The organism is Caldisalinibacter kiritimatiensis (genome assembly GCF_000387765.1).
In the GTDB taxonomy this organism is placed as follows: Bacteria; Bacillota; Clostridia; order Tissierellales; family Caldisalinibacteraceae; genus Caldisalinibacter; species Caldisalinibacter kiritimatiensis.
The window spans coordinates 1-23,552 of the sequence record NZ_ARZA01000078.1 but is presented as its reverse complement, the minus strand read 5'-3'; the positions used below and the strand labels follow the sequence as shown (position 1 = coordinate 23,552).

Sequence of the window (23,552 nt, the reverse complement as noted above, 5' to 3'; positions counted from 1 at the left end):
GAGTATTTAACGTATGCCCATAAAGGTAGGAAATGTAGTTGAGGGCACTGTGACTGGTATTACTAATTTTGGTGCATTTGTTCAGCTACAAGAAGGACAGACAGGACTAGTTCATATTTCAGAGATATCAAAGGACTATGTTAGCAAAGTTAGTGACTATCTTAAAAAGGACCAAAAAGTTAAGGTTAAAATTATTGGTATCGATAAGAAAGGAAAGATTAGTTTATCTATTAAGCAAGCGTCACCTAAAAAAAGCAGTAATCAGCCAATTGAGATTGACTGGAGCAAAAAAAGAAGGACTCAAAGGAATATGTCATTCGAAGAGAAAATTAATAGATTTTTAAAAGATAGTAATGAAAGACAAGAGCAACTTAAAAATAGAGGCAACAAAAAAAATAATGCTTTTCGTGGACGATAAAATCTAAAGATTTTATTTATGCTTTCATTGAAAATTTTTTATAAAAGCAAAAAAGTTTTAGACAAATTTATAAATAAAACCTTAAAGTTAATCTTTAAGGTTTTATTTATTTTTTGCATATAGAAATTAGCTAATTTTCAACGATTATGCAAAATAATAATTTATGTTAAAGGACTTAGTTAATATTAAATTGACATAAAAAGGCAAAATTAATTTATTAACCTGAAAAGAATTACTTAACGCAGTTATTATCTAGGTTAGACAATAGCTTTGAGCTAACCAACATAATTATACATAAGATATTGTTTAACTTATATAGTAAATTAGTAATATAAAAATCATGTCGAGGGCAGAAAGAAAGAGGATTAGAAGCTTGAATATTACCAAAAAACTCTTTGTCTTACAGCTTTAAGTATTAAATTTTAAATAGATAAAACTAAAAAATACTAATAATAACATGTATAATGTCTAAATTTTATTTTGGGCTAACAACTATTCTTGACAAAAAATTATTTTCAAATTTGATACAATGACCCCAACAAAAGATAGGGGTGGGGTTAAATGATAAACAAAATGGAATTACTTTCTACGAAAGCTCAAAAGAATAGACAAGGATTATTTAATCAAGTTAAAAAACAACTTTTTAATGTTTCTTTTAATGATGTAGTCATTTATTTAATGGCTTTGTTTATATCTAGAGCTAGTATCATGGATGGTCTAACACCTTTTGGAATAGCATTAGCTGCTGTATATTTATATAAGTATGGACATGCATTTTGGATTAGTATAATTTGCTCCCTAGGAATAATTAGTTATCAAGGTACTAATAGTTATCAGTATATTCTAATATATTTAACATTATTACTTGTTTATGGAATTTTAAATAAAAAAATTAAATTCACAACATTTAAGATGGCTTTGATGTCTTCTGTAATTACAGTAACATTGAAAAGTGTAATTGTTATGGCAAGTGATTACTATTTTTATAATATAGTTATGGCTGTTTTTGAAGGACTGATTGTTTTCAGTTTAACCTATATATTTAATTACAGTATAGATATTATTGATGGTAACTATGATAGGCCATATACAAGTGAGGAGCTTATATGTGGAGCAATAATGTTAGCGTTAGTGGTATCAGGTTTTAATTCTATTAACATATTAGGAATCTCTTTAAGTAATGTAGTAGCTGTATTATTAGTTGTATTATTTGCATATATAAAAGGGCCTACTATGGGAGCTACCGTTGGAGTAACCATTGGAATAGTTACTTCAATGTCAACACCCGATATGCCTTTAGTTATTTCGGTATATGGCTTTGCAGGGCTATTAGCAGGGTTATTCAAAGAATTAGGAAGATTAGGAAGCAGTATAGGATTTATTATGGGTATAAGCATAATGGCTTTTTATATAGATGGATTTACTGAGTCTATAGTCCAATTACAAGAAACAGCTGTAGGAATTGGTATTTTTATTATAGTTTTAACCATAATACAGAGAACTAGATATAAAAATATACTTTTAAAATTAGGGAATGTAAGTGTACTACAGAATTCTTATAAAGATAGAATTAAAGATATTACTTATAAAAGATTAGATGAATTTTCAAAGGTTTTTGAAGAATTAGCAACTACTTTTGAAAGAGTATCAGATAAAGAAAAAATAGTAGAGCAAAAGGATATATCAAAATTTATAGATAATATAGTGAATGATACATGTAAAAAATGTCCAATGTATAAATTCTGTTGGGTTAATGACTTTTATACAACATATAATTCTATGTTTGAAGTTTTAACAATATTAGAGCTAGAGGGAGACATTACTGAAGAAGAATTTTCTAAAATATTCAATAACAGATGTATAAAAGAAAAAGAGGTAATACAAAAGGCAAAATATTTATTTGATATGTACAAAGTGAATTACAAATGGGAAAATAAATTATTAGAAAGCAGACAATTAGTAGCAGAACAGCTTCAAGGTGTATCAAAAATAATAAAAGATTTAGCAAAAGAAGTACAACAAAATGTAATTTTTAAAGAAAAAGTAGAAATAGAAATATATTCGCAATTAAGAAAAAATGGCATAAACGTAAAGGAAGTAATAGTTACAGAATCTTTAAAAGATAATTTTGAAATAATTCTAGAAGTGAAGGCTTCAAATTATAATGAAAATATTGTAGATAGGGTTATACCAATAGTATCAAATACAGTGGGATTTGAAGTAGTTAAGGACAAGTTTTACAGTAATAATTTTGATAACAAAAAAAGAATTAAGTTCAAATTAATAAAAGCAAATAGATTTGGTGCAATAACAAAGGTTTGCAAAGTTGATGAGTCCTTCAATTACATATCAGGAGATAGTTATACATTTGGAGAAAGTAATAATAGCTACTATGTAGCGTTGAGTGATGGGATGGGAGTAGGACAAAAGGCAAACCAAGAAAGTGATATAACTATTTCATTACTAGAAAAGTTTTTAGAGGCAGGCTTTGATAGAGAGCTGGCATTAAAAACTATAAATTCAATGCTGGTTCTTAAGTCAGATGATGAAATGTTGTCTACTATTGATATGGCAATGATAGATTTGTTTAACGGGGAATCAAAGTTTATAAAGACAGGGGCAGCACCTACTTTTATTAAAAAGAAAGATAGAGTGGAAATAGTAAATTCAAATACGTTACCTCTTGGTATATTAAAAGATGTAGATTTTAAAGTGTATGAGCATCAGCTAGAAGATGGAGACTTAGTAATAATGATGTCAGACGGAGTATTAGATGCAAACAGAGAATTAGAAGACAAAGAGACTTGGATGGAAGAAATAATTGAAGAAATAAATGGCTTCAATCCACAGTCAGTAGCGCAACAAATTATAGAGAAATCTAAAGAAGTATGTGGTGGAGTTGCTAAAGACGATATGACTGTACTTGTGACAAAAGTATGGAAGAGAAGGAAAAACTAAAACGATTAACAATAACTTATTTGTTATTAGTAGGACTGGAAGTGTCCAGTCCTATATTTTTTAGTGCTTAAAGTATCATGTATATCTCCTAATAATATGGCAATAATTACTAAAGACAAGGCTAGTAAAATTAGGAGGTATAAAAGTGGAAAAAACAATTAAGTTTAGACAAGTTATTTTGGTTACTGATGGACAGTCGAATGTAGGATGTGACCCAGTTGAAGTGGCTAGACAAGCTAATAACGAAGGAATAATAGTAAATACAATAGGTATAGTAAATGACAGACAAAACGAAGAGCCTTTGCTAGAAATACAAAGGATAGCTGGTGAAGGTGGAGGGGTTTGGGAATTAACTGATATCAATAATTTATCTAGAACCATGGAAATGGTAACTCAAAAATCTGTATATAAAACAATTGAAGAAACAGTAAATAAAGAATTAAAACAGATTTTAGGGGAGGATATTGAGAATATACATCCTGACTCGAGGAAGAAAATAATAGATATAATAGACAAATTAGGAGAAGAAGCAAATATTAGATGCTGTATAGTACTTGATAGTAGTGGAAGTATGTCTAAGAAAATAAATATTGCTAAAAACAGCATATTAAATTTATTAAGGGTTTTAAAAGGTAGAAAGGGAAAAACTGAAATAGCTGTTATAGCTTATCCAGGAAAAAAAGATCAAATATATCAAATTATATCAGGGCTTACGGAAGACATTAATGAATTAGAAAGAAAGCTTTCAAAAATAGAGGTAGGAGGTATGACCCCGACGGGATTAGCATTGAAAAAGGCTATAGAAATTTTAATAGGAGTCAAGCAAGAAGAAATTGTAGAAAGCAACATTGTATAAGGTTTATAGTTTTATGCTATAAACCTTATTTTTAAGAAGGGGAGAGCTATGATAGGCAAGGTGATTACTGGGAAGTGGAACAATAATAAATATAAGGTATTAAAAGAGATAGGTAGAGGTAGCATAGGAGTAGTATACAAAGTAACAGATGACAATGGAAATGTTAAAGCCTTAAAAATAAGCAAAGATTTTAGCTCTATTACTAGGGAATATAATAACATAAAGAGATTAAAAGGGTATAAGTTTGTACCTAGAGTATATGAATTAGACGATTATAAAGAAGGAAATAATACTTTTAATTTTTTTGTAATGGAATACATATATGGAGATGATTTAAAAGCTTTTATTAAAAAACATAACTTTAATGAAAAAGATGTATTAGGAATTGGAATTATTTTATTAGATATTTTACAAAAAGCTTATAAAGAAGGATGCTTGTATGGGGATTTAAAATTAGAAAATATCTTAATAGATAAAAAAAATAGTAGAGTAATGCTAGTTGATTTCGGAGGTTTAATAGATAAAGACAAATGTTTAAAGGAATATACCCCAACATATAACCCTACATCCTGGGATATTAAATCAGATATAGATAAACAAGCTACTATTATATTTAGTATTTCAATGCTAATGACTAGTATGATTTTAAAAAAGGAGTTTAGTCCATTTAAATATACTCTAAAAGATGTAATCTCTATAGTAAAAGCTTTAAAAGTCAATGAAAAATTAAAAAAGACAATAATAAAAGGGCTAAATGTAAAATATAAAAGCATAAGAGTATTTAAAAATGACTTAAAAATGGTATTAGATTGTTTAAAATCAAATAAAAATACAAGAGCACATTTCATTGATGCAGTAGACATTTTTCTTATATCTAGTATTTGTTTTTTTGTTTTTGTAATAGTTATAGTTTTTACTAGAGTTTAAATTAATGTTAAAGGTAAATATTTATAAAAGGAAAATAATCATGAATGTAGAAAATAATATTATTAAACAAATATATTTGAAAATTTAGAATCTAGAATGTAAAATAAAAATCAGATAATAAAGTATAAAGTTTAAGTAATTATGTTAAGGGTATGATTAAAAATATGACGTAAAAATAAGGATACAGGTGATAAAATGAAAGAAAAAGTAGTACATACGATAAAAAAATATAACCTAATTGAAAAAGTAGATAATGTATTATTAGGTTTATCAGGAGGACCAGATTCTTTGGCCCTTTTCTATATATTAAAGGATTTACAACAAGAAATAGAGTTTAAATTACATGTAGCACATGTTAATCATAAAGTAAGAGGAAAAGAAGCAGACGAAGACGAGAAATTTGTGAGGGATATATGTAATAGATATAAAGTACCGTTTTACTCTAAATCTGTAGATATGAAAGGATATGCTAAAAAGAAAAAATTATCAGAAGAAGAGGCAGGAAGAGAAATAAGATATAACTTTTTTTATGAAATAATTAACAAATTAGGTGGAGGAAAAATCGCAGTAGCCCACAATAAAGATGACCAAGGTGAAACACTTATTATGAGAGTATTAAGGGGCACTGGTATAGACGGTCTTGTAGGAATGGATTATATAAACGGAAATATAATAAGACCATTGTTGGATGTGACTAGAGAAGAAATAGAAAAGTTTTGTGAAGAAAATAATATAAAGCCAAGAATAGATAAAACCAACTTAAAGCCTATATATGGAAGAAACAAAATAAGGTTAGAGTTAATTCCATACATACAGGAAAACTTTAATGAAGGAATTATAGATACTCTTTTCAGAATGTCTAGGGTAATAAAGATGGATAGTAAATTCTTAAATGACTATTCTTATGGAGAATTTAAAAAAATTGTTATTGAGGAGAGTAATAATAAAGTTGTAGCTGACTTAAACAAGTTAGTTGATATGCATAAAAGCATAAAGGCTAGAGTTATAAGATTATGTATTGAAAAAATAAACAAAGATTTAAAGGGTATAGAAGAAAAGCATGTTAGTCAAGTTATTGAGTTGATAGATAAAGGAATCACTGGGAAGAGGGTAAACATATCTAACAATATTAACGTTAGTATAAGTTATGATAAAGTGGTCTTTATAAAGCAAAGAAGTCAAAAAAATAAAAAACAAGGCTTTAAATATAAATTAAATATATACGATAAAACTTATATACCAGAATTAAATGCTGTAATTAATTCAAAGATTATAGATAAAAAAGAATTAGAAATTTACGCTAACAAAAACAGAAAATATTTTAACTATGATAATATAAAAGGAGATTTATATGTAAAGACCAGAGAGCCTGGAGACAGATTTATTCCATTAGGAATGAAAGGAAGTAAAAAAATAAAGGACTTTTTTATAGACCAAAAAGTACCAAGGGAAAAAAGAGATATAATTCCTATAGTCGAAGATGAGGCGCATATTCTTTGGATTATAGGTTATAGAATAAGTGAGTTATATAAAATAACTGATAATACTGATAAAGTCTTAATGTTAGAGTATAAAAAACTAGAGGAGGAATAATATGGAACAAAATATTAAACAAGTCTTAATTACAGAGGAGGAACTACAAAATAAAATAAAAGAATTAGGAGAGCAAATAACAGAAGATTATAAAGGAAAAGATTTAATTTTAATATGCGTTTTAAAAGGAGCAGTAATGTTCATGGCTGATTTAGCAAAAAACATAGATTTACCACTAACAATGGACTTTATGGCGGTATCAAGTTATGGAAGCTCTACAGAATCATCGGGAGTAGTTAAGATAATTAAAGACTTAGATACAAGTATAGAAGGTAAAGAGGTTTTAATAGTCGAAGATATAATAGATACAGGATTAACTTTAAGCTATCTATTAGAAAATCTTAAATCTAGAGGACCAAAAAGTGTTAAGATTTGTACATTATTAGATAAACCAGAGAGACGTAAAGCTGATATAAAATATGATTACAAAGGTTTTACAGTACCAGATGAGTTTGTAGTTGGATATGGACTAGATTTTGATGAAAAATATAGAAACTTACCATACATCTGTGTATTAAAAGAAGAAGTGTATAGTAAATAGGTTTGTTTGATTTGGCATTATTGTTTTTTAAAAACTATTATGTTAAAATAATAGAATATGAGACTTTTTATTACATTTATTTAATTTAAATTTACGAAATAGTTGACATAATAATAGTTCATTATATTAAACTTACTATTATAAAATTTGAATAATCAATTAAAAATTTAGTATAGTTTTGTAATGAATTTAAATGCAAGAAATGTACTTGTATACGCTGCAAATAAATACAATTGCACAACTTTATACGGAGTGGAAGGAGGACTATAGTTGAGAAGATTTTTTAGAAGCATAAGCTTTTATCTGCTTGTATTCATAGTTATTTTGCTCGTTGTAAATATTGCATCAAGACCGAGTGAGCAACCTGCAAAAATTGATTACACTCAATTAGTAAACGAATTAAAAAACAAAAACATTAAGAGTATTACTTTTGTAGAACATGAAGTAAGAGGGAAATTCAGAGACGATACATCTTTTACCTCTTATATTCCTGAGATAATAGAAGATAATTCTACTTTCAATAAATATTTAAATGAACAAATCATAAAAAATGAGATAATAGTAGTAGGAGAACCAGAACCGGAAACTCCATGGTTTTTACAAGCTCTACCTACTATATTTATGATTTTAATATTTGTAGTTTTTTGGTTTGTATTTATGCAACAGTCACAAGGTGGCGGAAGTCGAGTAATGTCTTTCGGTAAGAGTAGAGCTAAAATGCATAAAGAGGATGAAGGTAAGAAAGTTACATTTGACGATGTAGCTGGTTTAGATGAAGAAAAAGAAGAGCTAAAAGAGATTGTAGACTTCTTAAAAAGCCCAAGAAAATATATTGAGCTAGGTGCTAGAATTCCAAAAGGTATCCTTATGGTAGGCCCTCCTGGTACAGGTAAGACATATCTTTCAAAGGCAGTAGCAGGAGAAGCAGGAGTACCTTTCTTCAGCATAAGTGGTTCAGACTTTGTTGAGATGTTTGTTGGTGTTGGTGCTTCAAGGGTAAGGGATTTATTTGAACAAGCTAAAAAGAATTCACCTTGTATAGTATTCATAGATGAGATAGATGCAGTAGGTAGAAGAAGAGGCGCAGGTCTAGGTGGAGGTCATGACGAAAGAGAGCAAACTCTAAATCAATTACTAGTCGAAATGGACGGTTTCGGCATTAATGAAGGAATAATAATAATAGCTGCAACAAATAGACCTGATATACTAGACCCAGCACTATTAAGGCCAGGTAGATTTGATAGACAGATACAAGTAGGAGTTCCTGACATAAAAGGAAGAGAAGCAATATTAGAAATTCATACAAAAGGAAAGCCATTAGATGATGATGTAGACCTTAAAGTAATAGCAAGAAGAACGCCAGGATTTACGCCAGCAGATTTAGAAAACTTATTAAATGAGGCAGCATTATTAACAGCAAGAAAAAACCTTAAAAAGATTCCAATGGATTTAGTTGAAGAAGCTATAACTAAAGTAATAGCAGGACCAGAGAAGAAAAGTAGAGTTATAAGTGAAAAAGAAAGAAAGCTTACGGCATACCACGAAGCCGGTCATGCAGTAGTAGCTAGATTATTACCAAATACAGACCCTGTTCATATGATAACTATAATACCAAGGGGTAGAGCAGGCGGATTCACTATGATACTTCCAAAAGAAGATAAATACTATATGTCAAGAACTGAAATGGAAGAAAATCTTGTACACCTATTAGGTGGAAGAGTAGCAGAAAAGCTTGTGTTAGACGATATAAGTACAGGAGCTTCAAATGATATAGAAAGGGCTACTAAAATAGCAAGACAAATGGTTACTAAATATGGTATGAGTGAAAAACTAGGGCCTATGGCATATGGTACAGACGAAGACGAAGTGTTTATTGGTAGAGATTTAGGAAGAAGTAGAAATTACAGTGAAGAAGTTGCAGCAGCAATAGATAAAGAAATGAGAGCAATTATAGACAAAGCTTATGACACAGCAGAGGAGCTTTTAAAACAAAATATCGATAAACTTCATAAAGTGGCAGAAGCACTACTTGAAAAAGAAACTTTAAATGCAGATGAATTTGAAGAAATATTCCAGAATGCATAATAGTCAGTCCTATTGGGCTGGCTTTTTGTTATGTTAATAGCAAAAAGCCAGTAGCCTAACTTATTCTAATATAGTTATAGTAGTTAAAGTGACCTGAAAGCTAGACTTAGAACCTACTAACTACTAACAACGAGCTACTAACTAGCAAATCGACGAAGTTGTTTTTGTTTATATTCGTTATTTATCAGACAAATTTGTGTTATAATAATTATTGAGTAAAATCTTCCAAATATATAGAATTTCATAGTTCAGAAAATTTCTAATTTCCTAATAATAAAAATAGAAAGGATGGTTAACATGGAATTTAATTTAAAAGAAGGTATGGAAGCAACTGTAGAAAAAACAGTAACTAAAGACGATACAGCAGCAAAATTTGGCAGTGGAGATATTGATGTATACGCTACACCTATGATGGTTGGTCTTATGGAAAATGCAGCGTTAAATGCTGTTGATAAGGAGTTACCAGATGGATATGCAACAGTAGGGATTCATGTAGATATCAAACATTTAGCAGCTACTCCAGTAGGAATGAAAGTTACAGCTAAGGCTAAATTAGAAAAGATTGATGGTAAAAAATTATATTTTAAAGTAGAAGCTCATGATGAAAAGAAAAAAATAGGTGAAGGAAATCACACTAGATACATAATAAATAAAGAGAAGTTTTTCAGTAATATAAAGTAGTAAATGAGTATAAAAAAATTACAAGTTTGTCTATAGCATAAAAACCAAAAAAGGGAGAGTGGGGGATAAGAAAATGAAAACAGATATTCAAATAGCACAAGAGGCTAATATGCTGCCTATTACAGAAATAGGTGCACAATTAAATATAGATAAATCAGAATTAGAGTTATATGGAAATTATAAAGCCAAGATTTCATTAAAGTTTTGGGATAAAATAAAGGATAATAAAGATGGCAAACTGATTTTAGTAACTGCTATAAATCCTACATCTGCTGGAGAAGGAAAAACTACTACTAATGTGGGTTTAAGTATGGCATTAAACAAAATAGGCAAAAAAGCAATAACTACTCTAAGGGAACCTTCATTAGGGCCTAGCTTTGGAATAAAAGGTGGAGCAGCAGGTGGAGGATATGCTCAAGTAGTACCTATGGAAGATATAAACCTACACTTTACTGGGGATATACATGCAATAACAACTGCCCATAATCTTTTATCAGCTCTTTTAGATAATCATATACATAAAGGCAATGAGTTAAATATAGACCCTAGACGAATCGTGTGGAAAAGGGTTTTAGATATGAATGATAGAGCTCTTAGAAACATTGTAGTAGGCTTAGGAGGTAGGAATAACGGAGTCCCAAGAGAGGACGGCTTTGATATAACAGTAGCTTCTGAGATAATGGCAATTTTATGTCTTGCAGACGACTTAGAGGATTTAAAGGATAGATTAGGCAAAATGATAGTTGCATATACATATGACAATGAGCCGATAACAGCTGATGACCTAAATGCCACAGGAGCACTTACTATATTATTAAAAGATGCAATTAAACCAAATTTAGTTCAGACACTAGAAAACACACCAGCTATTATTCATGGAGGACCTTTTGCTAATATTGCCCATGGTTGTAATAGTATAATGGCTACAAAGTATGGACTTAAACTTGCAGATTATGTAGTAACAGAAGCAGGATTTGGTGCAGATTTAGGTGCAGAAAAGTTCTTTAACATAAAGTGTAGAGCAGGAAACTTAAAGCCTGATGCAGCAGTTATAGTGGCAACAGTTAGAGCTTTAAAGAAACATGGTGGAGTATCAAATGAAGAGTTAGATAAAGAGAACTTAACTGCACTGAATGAAGGATTTGCAAATCTTGAAAAGCATATAGAGAACATATCTAAATTTGGAGTACCATCAGTTGTAGCTATTAATAGATTCCCTACTGACACAGAAAATGAGCTACAATTAATTGCTGATAAATGCAAACAAATCGGAATTGACGTAGTACTATCAGAAGTATGGGCAAAAGGTGGCGATGGTGGTGTTGAATTAGCTGAAAAAGTTGTGGAGTTATGTGAAAACAAAGAATCAAAGTTTTCATGCCTTTATAATGAAAATGATTCTGTAGAAGGCAAAATACAAACAATTGCTAAAGATATATATGGAGCAGAAGGTGTTGAATTTACTAAAAATGCAAAGAAAAAAATAAGTAAATATGAAAAATTAGGCTTTTCTGATTTACCTATATGCATGGCTAAAACACAATATTCTCTTTCAGATGACCCAAAACTTATAGGTAGACCAGAAGGATTTAAAATTACAGTTAGGGATTTAAGTGTATCTGCAGGAGCAGGTTTTATAGTAGCTTTAACAGGTAATATTATGACTATGCCAGGGCTTCCTAAAGTACCTGCAGCTAATAACATGGATATAGATGAAAAGGGAAATATTGAAGGATTGTTTTAGTATAGATAAGCTGTCATCTAGTATACATAGGTGGCAGCTTCCCTGTATATTAAATTAAAAATTTTATTTTAAACAGATAATTTTAATAATTAAGTGTCGATAAAACGACATAAAAATAACATATAACAAAAAATTTCCCGGGAAATGAGTGTTTATGTCAACTTTTAAAATAAGAGAATTTAAAGAAAATATTAAAAAATATTAACAATCTGACGACAGAATCTTCTGTAAATTAGACTATAACTGTATTTGACTATAATATTGTGTATATTGAAATTTAAAATTCAAAATTATAAAAAATTGAAATAAATATTGCAAAATAAATTATAATGTAATAGTCTATACTTGTATAAGATTATATATTGGTTTATTGTTTTTATCAAATGAAAACATTTTCACACCTTAATTGGAATCTATACTTTTTCAACAAAAATAAGGAGGTTCAAAATGTTTGATAAAGAAAAAGTTTCTCAGGTAAAAGAAGCTAAGAAAAACTGGGAAGATACAACATTATCAAAAACTATCTCAAGATTTCCAGAAAGAAAAGAAAACTTTAAAACAACTTCAGAAATCGAGGTTAAAAGACTATATACACCAGAGGACGTAGAAGACATTGATTATAACGAAGAACTAGGTTTTCCAGGTCAGTATCCATATACTAGAGGAGTCCAACCTACAATGTATAGAGGTAGACTTTGGACTATGAGACAGTATGCTGGTTTTGCTACGGCAGAAGAATCAAACAAAAGATATAAGTACTTATTAGAACAAGGACAGACAGGTTTAAGTGTTGCTTTTGACTTACCAACACAAATTGGATATGATTCAGACCATGAATTAGCTCAAGGAGAAGTAGGTAAAGTTGGAGTTGCCATTGATTCATTAAAGGATATGGAAATATTATTTGATGGTATACCTTTAGATAAAGTTAGTACTTCTATGACTATAAATGCTCCTGCTTCAGTATTACTAGCAATGTATATAGCAGTAGCTGAAAAACAAGGAGTATCACCAGATAAATTAAGAGGTACTATTCAAAATGATATATTAAAGGAATATATAGCAAGGGGAACATACATATTCCCACCTGAAGAATCAATGAGATTAATAACTGATATATTTGAATATTGTTCGGAAAATGTGCCAAAATGGAATACAATCAGTATTAGTGGATATCACATAAGAGAAGCAGGTTCTTCGGCTGTACAAGAGGTTGCATTTACTTTAGCTGACGGTATAGCATATGTAGAAGCTGCTTTAGAAGCCGGTCTTGATGTTGACGCTTTTGCTCCTAGATTATCATTCTTCTTTAATGCTCATAATAATTTACTTGAAGAGGTTGCTAAGTTTAGAGCAGCTAGAAGACTATGGGCAAAAATCATGAAAGAAAGATTTAACGCTAAGAGTGAAAAGTCTATGAGACTTAAGTTCCATACACAAACTGCAGGTTCAACATTAACAGCACAGCAACCAGACAATAATATTATTAGAGTTACTATTCAAACTTTAGCTGCAGTGTTAGGTGGTACACAATCACTTCACACTAACTCAAGAGACGAAGCATTAGCCCTTCCAACAGAAGAATCAGTAAGGATAGCATTGAGAACTCAGCAGATAGTGGCACATGAAAGTGGTGTAGCAGATACAATTGACCCATTAGCAGGTTCATATTACATTGAAAGTTTAACTAAGCAGATTGAAGAAGAAGCAATGAAATATATTGACAAGATAGATGAATTAGGAGGAGCACCTAAAGCAATAGAAAAAGGATATATCCAAAGAGAAATCCAAGAAAGTGCTTATAAATATCAAAAAGAGGTTGAAAGTGGTAAGCAAATAGTAGTTGGAGTTAACAAGTTCCAAATAGAAGAAGAACCTCACAAAGATATATTAAAAGTTGACCCAGCAGTTGGAGAATTACAGCAGAAGAAATTAGAGCAGCTTAAAGCTGAGAGAGACAACGAAAAAGTTAAAGAAACATTAGAAGCTTTAAGAAAAGCTGCAGAGGGAACAGAAAATACTATGCCATATATCTTAGAAGCTGTAAAGGCATACGCTACATTAGGAGAAATATGTGGTGTATTAAGAGATGTATTTGGAGAATATCAACAGTCAGTAATACTTTAATTTCAGTCTATACAGAAGAAAATAAATGAGTGTTAATATAGAGTTAAGGAGGTAAAATAAATGAATAGACCTATCAGAGTTTTAGTAGCAAAGCCTGGTCTTGATGGACATGATAGAGGAGCCAAAGTTATTGCGAGAGCTCTTAGAGATGCAGGAATGGAAGTAATATATACAGGATTAAGGCAAACACCTAAGCAAATAGTAGCAGCTGCAATTCAAGAAGACGTTGATGCAGTTGCTATGAGTATTTTATCTGGAGCACATAATCATTTGTTTCCTAAAGTAGTAGACCTTTTAAGAGAGCAAAATGTAGATGATGTATTAATTATAGGCGGAGGGGTTATTCCTGAAGATGATATACCTGGATTAAAAGAAGCGGGAATTCAAGAAGTATTCACACCAGGTACACCTACTTCAGAAGTTATAGAATTTATTAAGAATAATGTAAAGAGAAAGTAGTAGCTTTTGCATAATAGGTGGTGCTTATTTTGGAAGAACTAGCCAAAAGGTTATTAAATGGAGATAAGAGGGCTTGTGCCCGTCTTATCTCCAAACTTGAGAATAATGAACCAGAAGCAATACAGATTATAAAAGAACTGCATAAGTATACAGGAAAGGCCCATGTGATAGGTATAACTGGTCCACCAGGTGGAGGAAAAAGCACTTTAACAGATAAATTAGTTAAAGAATTGAGAAAGAAAGATAAAAAATTAGGAGTCATTGCTGTAGACCCTACTAGTCCCTTTACAGGAGGCTCTATTTTAGGTGATAGGATAAGAATGAGCGATTTGTCTACTGACCCAGGTGTATTCATTAGAAGCATGGGTACAAGAGGACATCTAGGCGGTATTTCAAAGGCTACACAGGGTGCTATAAAGCTTCTAGACATTTATGGTGCTGATTATATATTTATTGAAACTGTAGGAGTAGGGCAGTCTGAAATAGATATAGTAAAAACTACCGATACAGTAGTTATGGTTATGGTTCCTGGGTTAGGTGACGATATCCAAGCAATAAAGGCAGGAGTAATGGAGATAGCTGACGTTTTTGCAGTGAACAAAAGTGATTTAGATGGAGCTTCAAAGACTGCATTAGAAATAGAAATGATGTTGGACTTTAATGACAATAAAGAGTGGAGACCTCCAGTAATACAAGTGTCAAGCTTGAAAAGAGAAGGTATTGATAAATTATTAAATTCAATAATTGAACATAAAAATGAAATGGAACAAAGAGGAGAATTAAGAGCGAGAAGAGAAAGAAATGCCAAATTAGAAGTACTTAATCTAGTAGAAGAAAAGCTAATGAATATGGTTATGGATGTAACTGATAAAGAATATACACTTAAGCAAATAGCTAAGGATATAGTAGAAAAGAAACTAGACCCCTATACAGCTAGAGATACTATAATTGAAAAGATAACTAAATGATAAAAACGTGCTAAAAGATGTGAAAGTAAACGTAAGAATTGACATATGATGCGTGTTAGTGGTTAGTGGTAAGTTCTTAGTAGTGGCCAACAGCGAAAAGCTAATAGTCCAGAACTAAAATAAGGAGGGGTATATATATGGTTAAAAAGGTTGATCACATAGGTATAGCTGTTAAGGATTTAGAAGAAACTTTAAAATTTTATAAAGACGTTTTAGGTATGGAGCTTGAAGGAACAGAAATAGTTGAAGAGCAAAAAGTTAAGGTAGCCTTCTTACCAATAGGTGACACAGAAATAGAATTATTAGAGTCTACTGATAAAGAAGGTCCTATTGCTAGATATATAGAAAAAAGAGGAGAAGGAATACAACACATAGCTTATAGAGTTGATGATATAGAGAAAGCTATAGAAGAAATGAAAGCAAAAGGAATTAGAATGATTGATGAAAAACCAAGATATGGTGCAGGTGGAGCAAGAATAGCATTCTTACATCCTAAGAGTACACATGGTGTCTTAGTAGAACTTTGTGAAAGAAAATAGAAGGAGGCAAGCATAAATGTCTACTAAAAGCAAAATAGAACAATTGCGGTTAAAAAAAGAAGAAGTGAAAAAAGGCGGAGGAAAAAAAAGAATAGAAAAACAACATGCAAAGGGCAAAAAAACCGCAAGAGAGAGAATAGAGCTATTATTAGATGAAGGTAGTTTTATAGAGTTAGATACATTTGTAGAGCATAGATGTACTAACTTTGGTATGGAAAAAGTTAAGGCTCCAGGCGAAGGTGTAGTAACAGGTTATGGAACTATTGATGGTAGATTAGTGTATGTTTTCGCTCAGGACTTTACAGTTATAGGTGGTTCCTTAGGGGAAATGCATGCTGCCAAGATAGCTAAGATTCAAGAAATGGCTATGAAAATGGGAGCACCATTGATAGGAATAAACGACTCTGGTGGAGCCAGAATACAAGAGGGTGTAGATGCTTTAGCTGGATATGGAGATATATTTTACAATAATACAATTGCTTCTGGAGTTATCCCTCAAATTTCAGTAATAATGGGACCTTGTGCAGGTGGTGCAGTATATTCACCAGCTTTAACAGACTTTATATTTATGGCAAACAATACAAGTAAGATGTTTATAACAGGTCCTCAAGTTATAAAGACAGTAACAGGTGAAGAAGTATCAGCAGAAGAACTAGGTGGAGCTATGACTCATAACAAAGTAAGTGGTGTTGCTCACTTTGTATATGATTCAGAAGAAGAAACTATCGCTAATATTAGAAAGCTTTTAAGCTTTTTACCATCAAACAATTTAGAAGAGCCACCAGTATTTGAGCCAAATGATGATATCAATAGATTAGACGAAAGACTTAATAAAATAATACCAGATGATGCAAACAAACCTTATGATGTAAAGGAAGTTATAACAATATTAGCTGATGACAATGATTTCTTTGAAGTACAGCCGTATTTTGCACCAAATATAGTTACAGGTTTTATAAGATTAAACGGAAGAGCTGTGGGAGTAATAGCAAACCAGCCAAAAGTATTAGCCGGATGTTTAAATATAGATGCATCAGACAAGGCATCTAGATTTATCAGAACATGCGATTCATTTAATATACCTATACTTACATTAGTTGACGTCCCAGGATTCTTACCGGGAACAGACCAAGAATATGGTGGAATAATTAGACATGGTGCTAAAATGCTTTATGCATATAGTGAAGCCACAGTACCTAAAGTAACTGTAATATTAAGAAAGGCATATGGTGGAGCATTTTTAGCTATGTGTAGTAGACAGCTTAAAGCTGACCTAGTGTTAGCATGGCCGACTGCAGAAGTAGCAGTAATGGGACCAGAGGGTGCAGCTAATATTATCTTTAGAAAGGATATAGAAAAGTCGGAAGACCCATTAAGTACTAGACAAGAAAAGATTCAAGAGTACAGAAACACTATTGCAAATCCATATGTCGCAGCTGCTAGAGGTTTTGTAGATGACGTAATAGAGCCTATTGCAACAAGACCTAGATTAATAAGTGCCTTTGATATGTTAATGAGTAAACGTGAAAATAGACCAGCGAAGAAGCACGGAAATATGCCTCTATAAAGATAAGGGCTTGAGTGCTTTTAAGGGAGTGATATAAGTGAACTTTGGTGATTCAGTAACTTTAGGTCAGTCATTATATATAACTATTTTCAGTATGTTAATAGTGTTTGCTACACTTTTAGTTATTTCATATATTTTATCAGGATTTAAAGTTTTATTTTACAAAGATAATAAGCAAAAAGTAAAGAAAGATACAGTTAGAACAAATACTCAACAAAAGGCAACAGTAGAAAATAAAGTAGAGCAGGATAATGAACAAGATGAAGAACTAGTAGCTGTAATAACAGCAGCAATAGCTGCAAGCTTATCTAGACCAGCTACAGATATTAGAATAAGAAAAATAAAAAGAGTACAGCAACAGTCTACACCATGGGCAGTTGCAGGCAGAAATGAGCAAATAAGATAATTTTTATACGTATATTATGTATAATATAAAATCTGATATTATACAAGGAGGCATATAACAATGAAAAAATATAAAATTACTGTAAACGGAAAAACTTATGAAGTTGAAGTAGAAGAATTAGGAGCTTCTACAACTCAAACTATATCAAGTACTCCTTCGGTTCAACCAAAAGTAGAGCCAAAACCACAACAAAGTGCACCAAAAGTAAAATCAGCACCTAAAAAAGAAGTTCAAGCTAAGCCTGTACCACAAGGAGCAGAAACTGTTGAAGCTCCAATGCCAGGTACTGTAGTAGATATAAAAGTAAGTGAAGGAGATACAGTATCAGAAGGACAAGTTTTAGTTATCCTTGAAGCTATGAAAATGGAAAATGAAATAGTTGCACCTAGAGGCGGCAAAGTTGCAGCTATTAATGCATCTAAAGGGGCGTCAGTTAACGCAGGGGACCCATTAGTGTCACTTGAGTAAAGGATAAACAAACTTAAGAAAGGAAGGTAATTCTAAATGCTAGAATTATTAGGTGAGTTTCTGAAAAATATGGGTTTTGCCGCTGTTACGTATAAGGAACTAATAATGCTTGGAATAGCTTTTGGACTTTTATATTTAGCAATAAGTAAGGGCTATGAACCATATTTACTTATACCAATATCATTTGGAATGTTATTAGTTAATTTACCGCTTACTGGATTAATGGAGGAAGGCGGACTATTGAGGATTATATATTGGGGAACAGAAAACGGACTATATCCTCCACTTATATTTTTATGTGTAGGAGCAAGTACTGACTTTGGCCCCCTTATTGCGAATCCTAGAAGTATTTTATTAGGAGCAGCAGCTCAGTTTGGAATATTTTTCACATTTATTGGCGCTATTTTAATGGGATTTACTGGCCCAGAAGCTGCATCAATAGGTATAATTGGTGGAGCTGACGGACCTACAGCATTATATCTTACATCACAGCTAGCTGATGACCTATTAGGACCTATAGCAGTGGCGGCTTATTCATATATGGCTTTAGTACCTATTATACAGCCACCAATAATGAAGCTTTTAACAACAGAAGAAGAAAGAAAAGTAAAAATGGAGCAATTAAGACCAGTATCTAAAAAGGAAAAGGTAATATTTCCAATTGTAGTAGCTGTTTTAACTATACTTTTATTACCATCAGCAGGGCCTTTAATAGGTATGCTTATGTTTGGTAATTTAATAAAAGAATCAGGTGTTGTACCTAAATTAACTGAAATAGCACAAAACTCTTTAATGTATATAGTTACTATATTATTAGGTATAACAGTAGGGGCTAAAGCTAAGGCAGATGTATTCCTTTCACCAGATACATTAAAGATAGTTGCACTTGGTTTAGTTGCTTTTTCAATAGGAACGGCTACTGGTTTATTATTTGGTAAGATAATGTACAAGACAAGTAAAGGTAAAGTTAATCCTTTAATAGGAGCAGCAGGGGTATCAGCTGTTCCAATGGCAGCAAGAGTGGTTCAAAAAGAAGGACAAAAAGCAAACCCATCTAATTTCTTATTAATGCACGCTATGGGACCAAATGTTGCAGGAGTTATTGGTTCAGCAGTAGCAGCAGGTATATTATTAATGTTATTTGGAGGTTAAGAATCACTGCCCATATCATATGGGCAGTTTTTAATTGCTCGTAACTTATTAGTTAATAGCAAAACTGTTTTAAATTTTACATTTTCAATATTAAATTATTATATGTAGTTGTTGCTATAATGTGGATAAATGTTATATTATATAATGGAATTGTGGATAATTATATATACTTCAGTTTATAAAGGGTGAAGAAAGTTGAAAGGGAAGATATTAGAACTTTTAAAGAAGAATAAAGGAGACTTTGTATCAGGACAGAAGATAAGTGAAGAATTGAATGTTAGCAGAACAGCTATTTGGAAATACATGAACCAGTTAAAGGATGAGGGCTATGAAATAGAATCAGTATCTAGAAAGGGATATAGACTTATATTAACTCCAGATGTATTAACATATGATGAAATAAAGGATTTATTAAAAACAAAAAGAATTGGTAGAGATATATTGTATTTTAACTCTATAGATTCCACAAACAGTAAGGCAAAACAACTAGCGTCTGACGGAAAAGGAGAAGGTACAGTTATAATATCAGAAGAACAAACAAAGGGACGAGGAAGATTAGGGAGAAACTGGGTATCCCCTAAAGGGAAAGGTGTGTGGATGTCTATAATTATACGACCAGATATACAGCCAATAGATGCTTCTAAAATTACACAAGTAACTGCAGCGGCTGTATCTAAATCTATATTAGAGCTTGGTATAAAAAACTATATTAAATGGCCAAACGATATAATTATAAACAATAAAAAAGTATGTGGTATATTAACAGAAATGAGCGGAGAATTAAATAAAATTAATTATATAGTAATAGGTATAGGTATTAATGTAAACTTAGACGAAAATGAGATACCAAATGACATAAAGGATATAGCTACATCGTTAAAAATAGAAAGTGGAAAAAAGGTTTCTAGAAAGCAATTAGTAGCTAATATATTCAATAACTTTGAAGAATTATATGAAGAGCTTTTAAATAAAAATGAGATTACTCATTCTATAGAAATTTGTAAAGAAAACTCTGCAGTATTAGGGAAAGAAATAAGAGTTATATTTAGAAATAAAGAAATAAGGGGTAAAGCTGTTGACCTAACCGATGAAGGCGAATTATTGATAGAGAATCAAGAAGGAAAAATACAAAAAATAATTTCAGGAGAGGTTTCAATAAGGGGTGTAAATGGATATGTATAGTGGATATATTACAGATGTAGATGGTATAAAGGTAGGACATAGTGAAAACTTTGAAGGAATGACTGGTTGTACTGTTATTTTATGCGAGGAAGGAGCTACTACAGGAGTAGATGTAAGGGGCTCAGCTCCTGGAACTAGAGAAACTGATTTATTAAAGCCAGAGAAATTAGTAGACAAAGTTCATGCAGTAGTTTTATCAGGAGGAAGTGCCTTTGGTTTGGATGCTGCTTCTGGAGTTATGAAAGCATTAGAAGAAAAAGAGATAGGTTTTGACGTAGGAGTTACAAAGGTTCCTATTGTATGTAGTGCAGTATTATTTGACTTGAATATAGGTGATTATAGGATAAGACCAGATGCTAAGATGGGATATGAGGCCTGTTTAAAGGCATCAAAAGAAGAAAATAGACAAGGCAATGTAGGAGCAGGTACAGGAGCTACTGTAGGAAAAATATTAGGACCTGATAATGCAATGAAGTCGGGACTAGGTAGTGCAAGTATGCAGGTAGGAGAATTATGGGTTGGAGCTATAGTAGCCGTAAATAGCTTTGGAGATGTTTATGATTATAAAACTAATAAGCTTTTAGCAGGTACAATAGATAAAGAAAGTAAGAAGCTACTAAATAGTTATGAATTAATGAAGAATCAAAGTAAAACAGTTGGATTTCCTGCTAAAAATACAACTATAGGAGTAGTAGCTACTAATGCAAAGCTTACAAAGGCACAAGCTAATAAAGTTGCAGAAATGGCTCAAAATGGGTATGCTAAATCTATAAATCCGATACACACCATGTTTGATGGTGATACTATATTTGCTATGGCTACAGGCAAAGTTGAGGCTGATGTAAACTTAGTTGGTACTTTAGCAAGTGAAGTTATGTCAAGAGCAATTACTAACGGAGTAAAAGCTGCTAAAGGGTACAAAGACATACTAGCTTGGTCAGATATAATAAGCGGATAATATTAGTAAATACTTTGTAACAAACGTTGCATAAAGATAATAAAATTGTTAAAATAGGTATAAAATAAGCTAGCATCTTTTAAAGAGCTAGACTGTTTTAGAAAAATTGAATATAGTTTCTAAAACGTCTAGTATCCATGCTAGGAACTAGAACGGAGGGTGATGTTAATGATGTCAAGTAACTCGAAAAGGTTTTCAGTGAGAAAGTTAGCTATCGTAGGAGTTCTTGGGAGTATTTCTGCGGTATTGGGGTTAACGCCTTTAGGATTTATTCCAGTAGGTCCAACTAGAGCTACTATTATGCACATACCTGTTATTATGGGAGCGATACTAGAGGGACCAATAGTTGGAGCTTTAGTAGGTCTTATATTTGGACTATTTAGTATTTTCCAAGCTATTTCGAATCCAACCCCTGTTTCTTTTGTATTTTTAAATCCTTTAGTATCAGTACTTCCTAGAATACTTATAGGGATTACCTCATATTATTCATATATACTATTTAAGAAGCTTGGCAGAAAATCTTCTTTAGTTGTTTTAATTATAATTTGGATAGCGACATTAGGCTTTCTTATTAATACTTTAGTTACTCAAATAAATGGATATATTGCTGGTGAAATAATGTTGTGGAAGTTAATTCTAACCGGAATTTTAATTTTACTTACATTTATAGTAGGATATTTTTCATACAAGAGATTAAAAGACCATGCAGTGGAAGTAGTAATATCTGCTGGAATAGGTACATTAACTAATACTATTGGTGTACTTTCAATGATATATTTTATATATACTGAGAGCTTTGTAGAAAAACTTGGATTAAATCCTGATACAGCGGGTAAAGTGATTTTGGGTATCGGTGTTACTAATGGAATACCTGAAGTGATTGTTGCAATGCTAATAGTTACTAGTGTTGTAATGTCTTTAAAAAAACAAACAAGATAAATAGCAGCTAAAAGCTTGCTTTAAATATTAAAAAGAAGGTGACGAAGTTGATTTTAGTATTTGATGTTGGAAATACTAACATAGTGCTTGGAGTATATAAAGGAAAAAAATTATTGAATTATTGGAGAATATCAACTGATAAAAACAAGACTTCAGATGAATATGGTGTACTTATAAATCAATTGTTTGAGTATAACGGTTTAAGTTTAAAAGATATAGAAGCAGTAATAATATCATCTGTAGTACCACCACTAATGTATTCATTACAAGCTATGAGTATTAAATATTGTAATAAGAAACCACTAATAATAGGGCCAGGAATCAAAACAGGAATGAATATAAGATACGATAATCCGAGAGAAGTAGGAGCTGACAGAATAGTTAATGCAGTAGCAGCTTATGAAAAATATGGTGGACCTATTATCGTTGTTGATTTTGGTACAGCGACTACTTTTTGTGCCATATCAGAGAAAGGTGATTATTTAGGAGGCGTTATTACTCCTGGTATTAAAATCTCCAGTGAGGCTTTGTTTGAGAGAGCTGCAAAGCTACCAAAAGTCCAATTGGTTAAGCCTAAAAGTGTTATTTGTAGGAATACTATTAACAGTATACAAGCAGGTTTAACTTATGGTTATGCAGGCCTTGTCGATAATATTGTTAATCGAATGAAAAAAGAGTTAGGTGATAAGGTTAAAACAGTTGTAGCTACTGGTGGATTATCAACTCTTATTGCAAGTGAATCTAATACTATTGAAAAGATAGATAAGCTATTGACGTTAGAAGGTTTAAGAATTATATATGAAAGAAATAAGGATAGAGTAGCTGAATAGGCTACTCTATATTATTGTATATTTGATGTATTAGGTATTATAATATAAGTTATCAAAGAACGTATATACAAATGAATTATAGATTATGGGTTAAATTTAGGATAGTTAAGCGAGAATCCTCCCTATTTCAATAGGGAGATGAATCGCTATTTAT

At 31.4% G+C, this 23,552-nt stretch carries 21 protein-coding genes; all 21 read left to right on the top strand.

Going from position 1 to position 23,552, the window contains the following annotated elements:
* Positions 1-13: 13 nt before the first annotated feature.
* The 21 genes from L21TH_RS03990 (at position 14) to L21TH_RS03890 (ending at position 23,398) form a co-directional block, all read left to right on the top strand.
* Positions 14-418 (top strand): S1 RNA-binding domain-containing protein, encoded by a 405-nt coding sequence (locus L21TH_RS03990; protein WP_006309704.1) that lies wholly within the window; start codon positions 14-16, stop codon positions 416-418.
* Between the two features lie 561 nt (positions 419-979).
* Entirely contained in the window at positions 980-3,376 is a 2,397-nt protein-coding gene (gene spoIIE / locus L21TH_RS03985; RefSeq protein WP_006309702.1) for a stage II sporulation protein E, read from the top strand.
* A 145-nt stretch (positions 3,377-3,521) separates the two neighbouring features.
* On the top strand, positions 3,522-4,232 hold the full coding sequence (locus tag L21TH_RS03980) for a vWA domain-containing protein (protein ID WP_006309701.1): 711 nt from the start codon (positions 3,522-3,524) through the stop codon (positions 4,230-4,232).
* Positions 4,233-4,280: 48 nt separating this feature from the next.
* A complete protein-coding gene (locus L21TH_RS03975; RefSeq protein ID WP_006309700.1) occupies positions 4,281-5,159 on the top strand; it encodes a protein kinase domain-containing protein in 879 nt (292 codons plus the stop codon).
* Between the two features lie 195 nt (positions 5,160-5,354).
* Positions 5,355-6,752, top strand: coding sequence for a tRNA lysidine(34) synthetase TilS (gene tilS, locus L21TH_RS03970; protein WP_006309699.1), 1,398 nt, complete (start codon positions 5,355-5,357; stop codon positions 6,750-6,752).
* 1 nt (position 6,753) lies between these two features.
* Positions 6,754-7,293, top strand: coding sequence for a hypoxanthine phosphoribosyltransferase (gene hpt / locus L21TH_RS03965; protein WP_006309698.1), 540 nt, complete (start codon positions 6,754-6,756; stop codon positions 7,291-7,293).
* 270 nt (positions 7,294-7,563) lie between these two features.
* On the top strand, positions 7,564-9,378 hold the full coding sequence (ftsH, locus tag L21TH_RS03960; protein ID WP_006309689.1) for an ATP-dependent zinc metalloprotease FtsH: 1,815 nt from the start codon (positions 7,564-7,566) through the stop codon (positions 9,376-9,378).
* Positions 9,379-9,675: 297 nt separating this feature from the next.
* Entirely contained in the window at positions 9,676-10,059 is a 384-nt protein-coding gene (locus L21TH_RS03955; RefSeq protein WP_006309688.1) for a thioesterase family protein, read from the top strand.
* Positions 10,060-10,132: 73 nt separating this feature from the next.
* Positions 10,133-11,803, top strand: a complete 1,671-nt coding sequence (locus L21TH_RS03950; protein WP_006309687.1) for a formate--tetrahydrofolate ligase — start codon at positions 10,133-10,135, stop codon at positions 11,801-11,803.
* Between the two features lie 447 nt (positions 11,804-12,250).
* Positions 12,251-13,930: an acyl-CoA mutase large subunit family protein gene (locus tag L21TH_RS03945; protein ID WP_006309686.1), complete on the top strand. Its 1,680-nt coding sequence runs from the start codon at positions 12,251-12,253 to the stop codon at positions 13,928-13,930.
* 60 nt (positions 13,931-13,990) lie between these two features.
* Positions 13,991-14,389, top strand: a complete 399-nt coding sequence (locus L21TH_RS03940; protein ID WP_006309684.1) for a cobalamin B12-binding domain-containing protein — start codon at positions 13,991-13,993, stop codon at positions 14,387-14,389.
* A gap of 29 nt (positions 14,390-14,418) precedes the next feature.
* Positions 14,419-15,357 (top strand): methylmalonyl Co-A mutase-associated GTPase MeaB, encoded by a 939-nt coding sequence (gene meaB / locus L21TH_RS03935; protein WP_006309683.1) that lies wholly within the window; start codon positions 14,419-14,421, stop codon positions 15,355-15,357.
* A gap of 137 nt (positions 15,358-15,494) precedes the next feature.
* Positions 15,495-15,896 (top strand): methylmalonyl-CoA epimerase, encoded by a 402-nt coding sequence (mce, locus tag L21TH_RS03930; RefSeq protein WP_006309681.1) that lies wholly within the window; start codon positions 15,495-15,497, stop codon positions 15,894-15,896.
* A gap of 16 nt (positions 15,897-15,912) precedes the next feature.
* Positions 15,913-17,463, top strand: coding sequence for an acyl-CoA carboxylase subunit beta (locus L21TH_RS03925; RefSeq protein ID WP_006309680.1), 1,551 nt, complete (start codon positions 15,913-15,915; stop codon positions 17,461-17,463).
* A gap of 37 nt (positions 17,464-17,500) precedes the next feature.
* Entirely contained in the window at positions 17,501-17,869 is a 369-nt protein-coding gene (locus L21TH_RS03920; protein ID WP_006309676.1) for an OadG family protein, read from the top strand.
* Between the two features lie 60 nt (positions 17,870-17,929).
* Positions 17,930-18,337 carry a biotin/lipoyl-containing protein gene (locus tag L21TH_RS03915; RefSeq protein ID WP_006309675.1) on the top strand — a complete coding sequence of 136 codons (408 nt, stop codon included), beginning with the start codon at positions 17,930-17,932 and terminating at the stop codon, positions 18,335-18,337.
* Between the two features lie 36 nt (positions 18,338-18,373).
* Entirely contained in the window at positions 18,374-19,489 is a 1,116-nt protein-coding gene (locus L21TH_RS03910; protein WP_006309666.1) for a sodium ion-translocating decarboxylase subunit beta, read from the top strand.
* A gap of 195 nt (positions 19,490-19,684) precedes the next feature.
* Positions 19,685-20,671, top strand: coding sequence for a biotin--[acetyl-CoA-carboxylase] ligase (locus L21TH_RS03905; protein WP_006309665.1), 987 nt, complete (start codon positions 19,685-19,687; stop codon positions 20,669-20,671).
* A complete protein-coding gene (locus tag L21TH_RS03900; RefSeq protein WP_006309664.1) occupies positions 20,664-21,629 on the top strand; it encodes a P1 family peptidase in 966 nt (321 codons plus the stop codon). Before L21TH_RS03905 ends, L21TH_RS03900 begins: the two co-directional genes overlap by 8 nt.
* A 168-nt stretch (positions 21,630-21,797) precedes the next feature.
* Positions 21,798-22,568 (top strand): ECF transporter S component, encoded by a 771-nt coding sequence (locus L21TH_RS03895; RefSeq protein WP_006309663.1) that lies wholly within the window; start codon positions 21,798-21,800, stop codon positions 22,566-22,568.
* Positions 22,569-22,615: 47 nt separating this feature from the next.
* Entirely contained in the window at positions 22,616-23,398 is a 783-nt protein-coding gene (locus L21TH_RS03890; protein ID WP_006309662.1) for a type III pantothenate kinase, read from the top strand.
* The last annotated feature ends 154 nt before the right edge of the window (positions 23,399-23,552 follow it).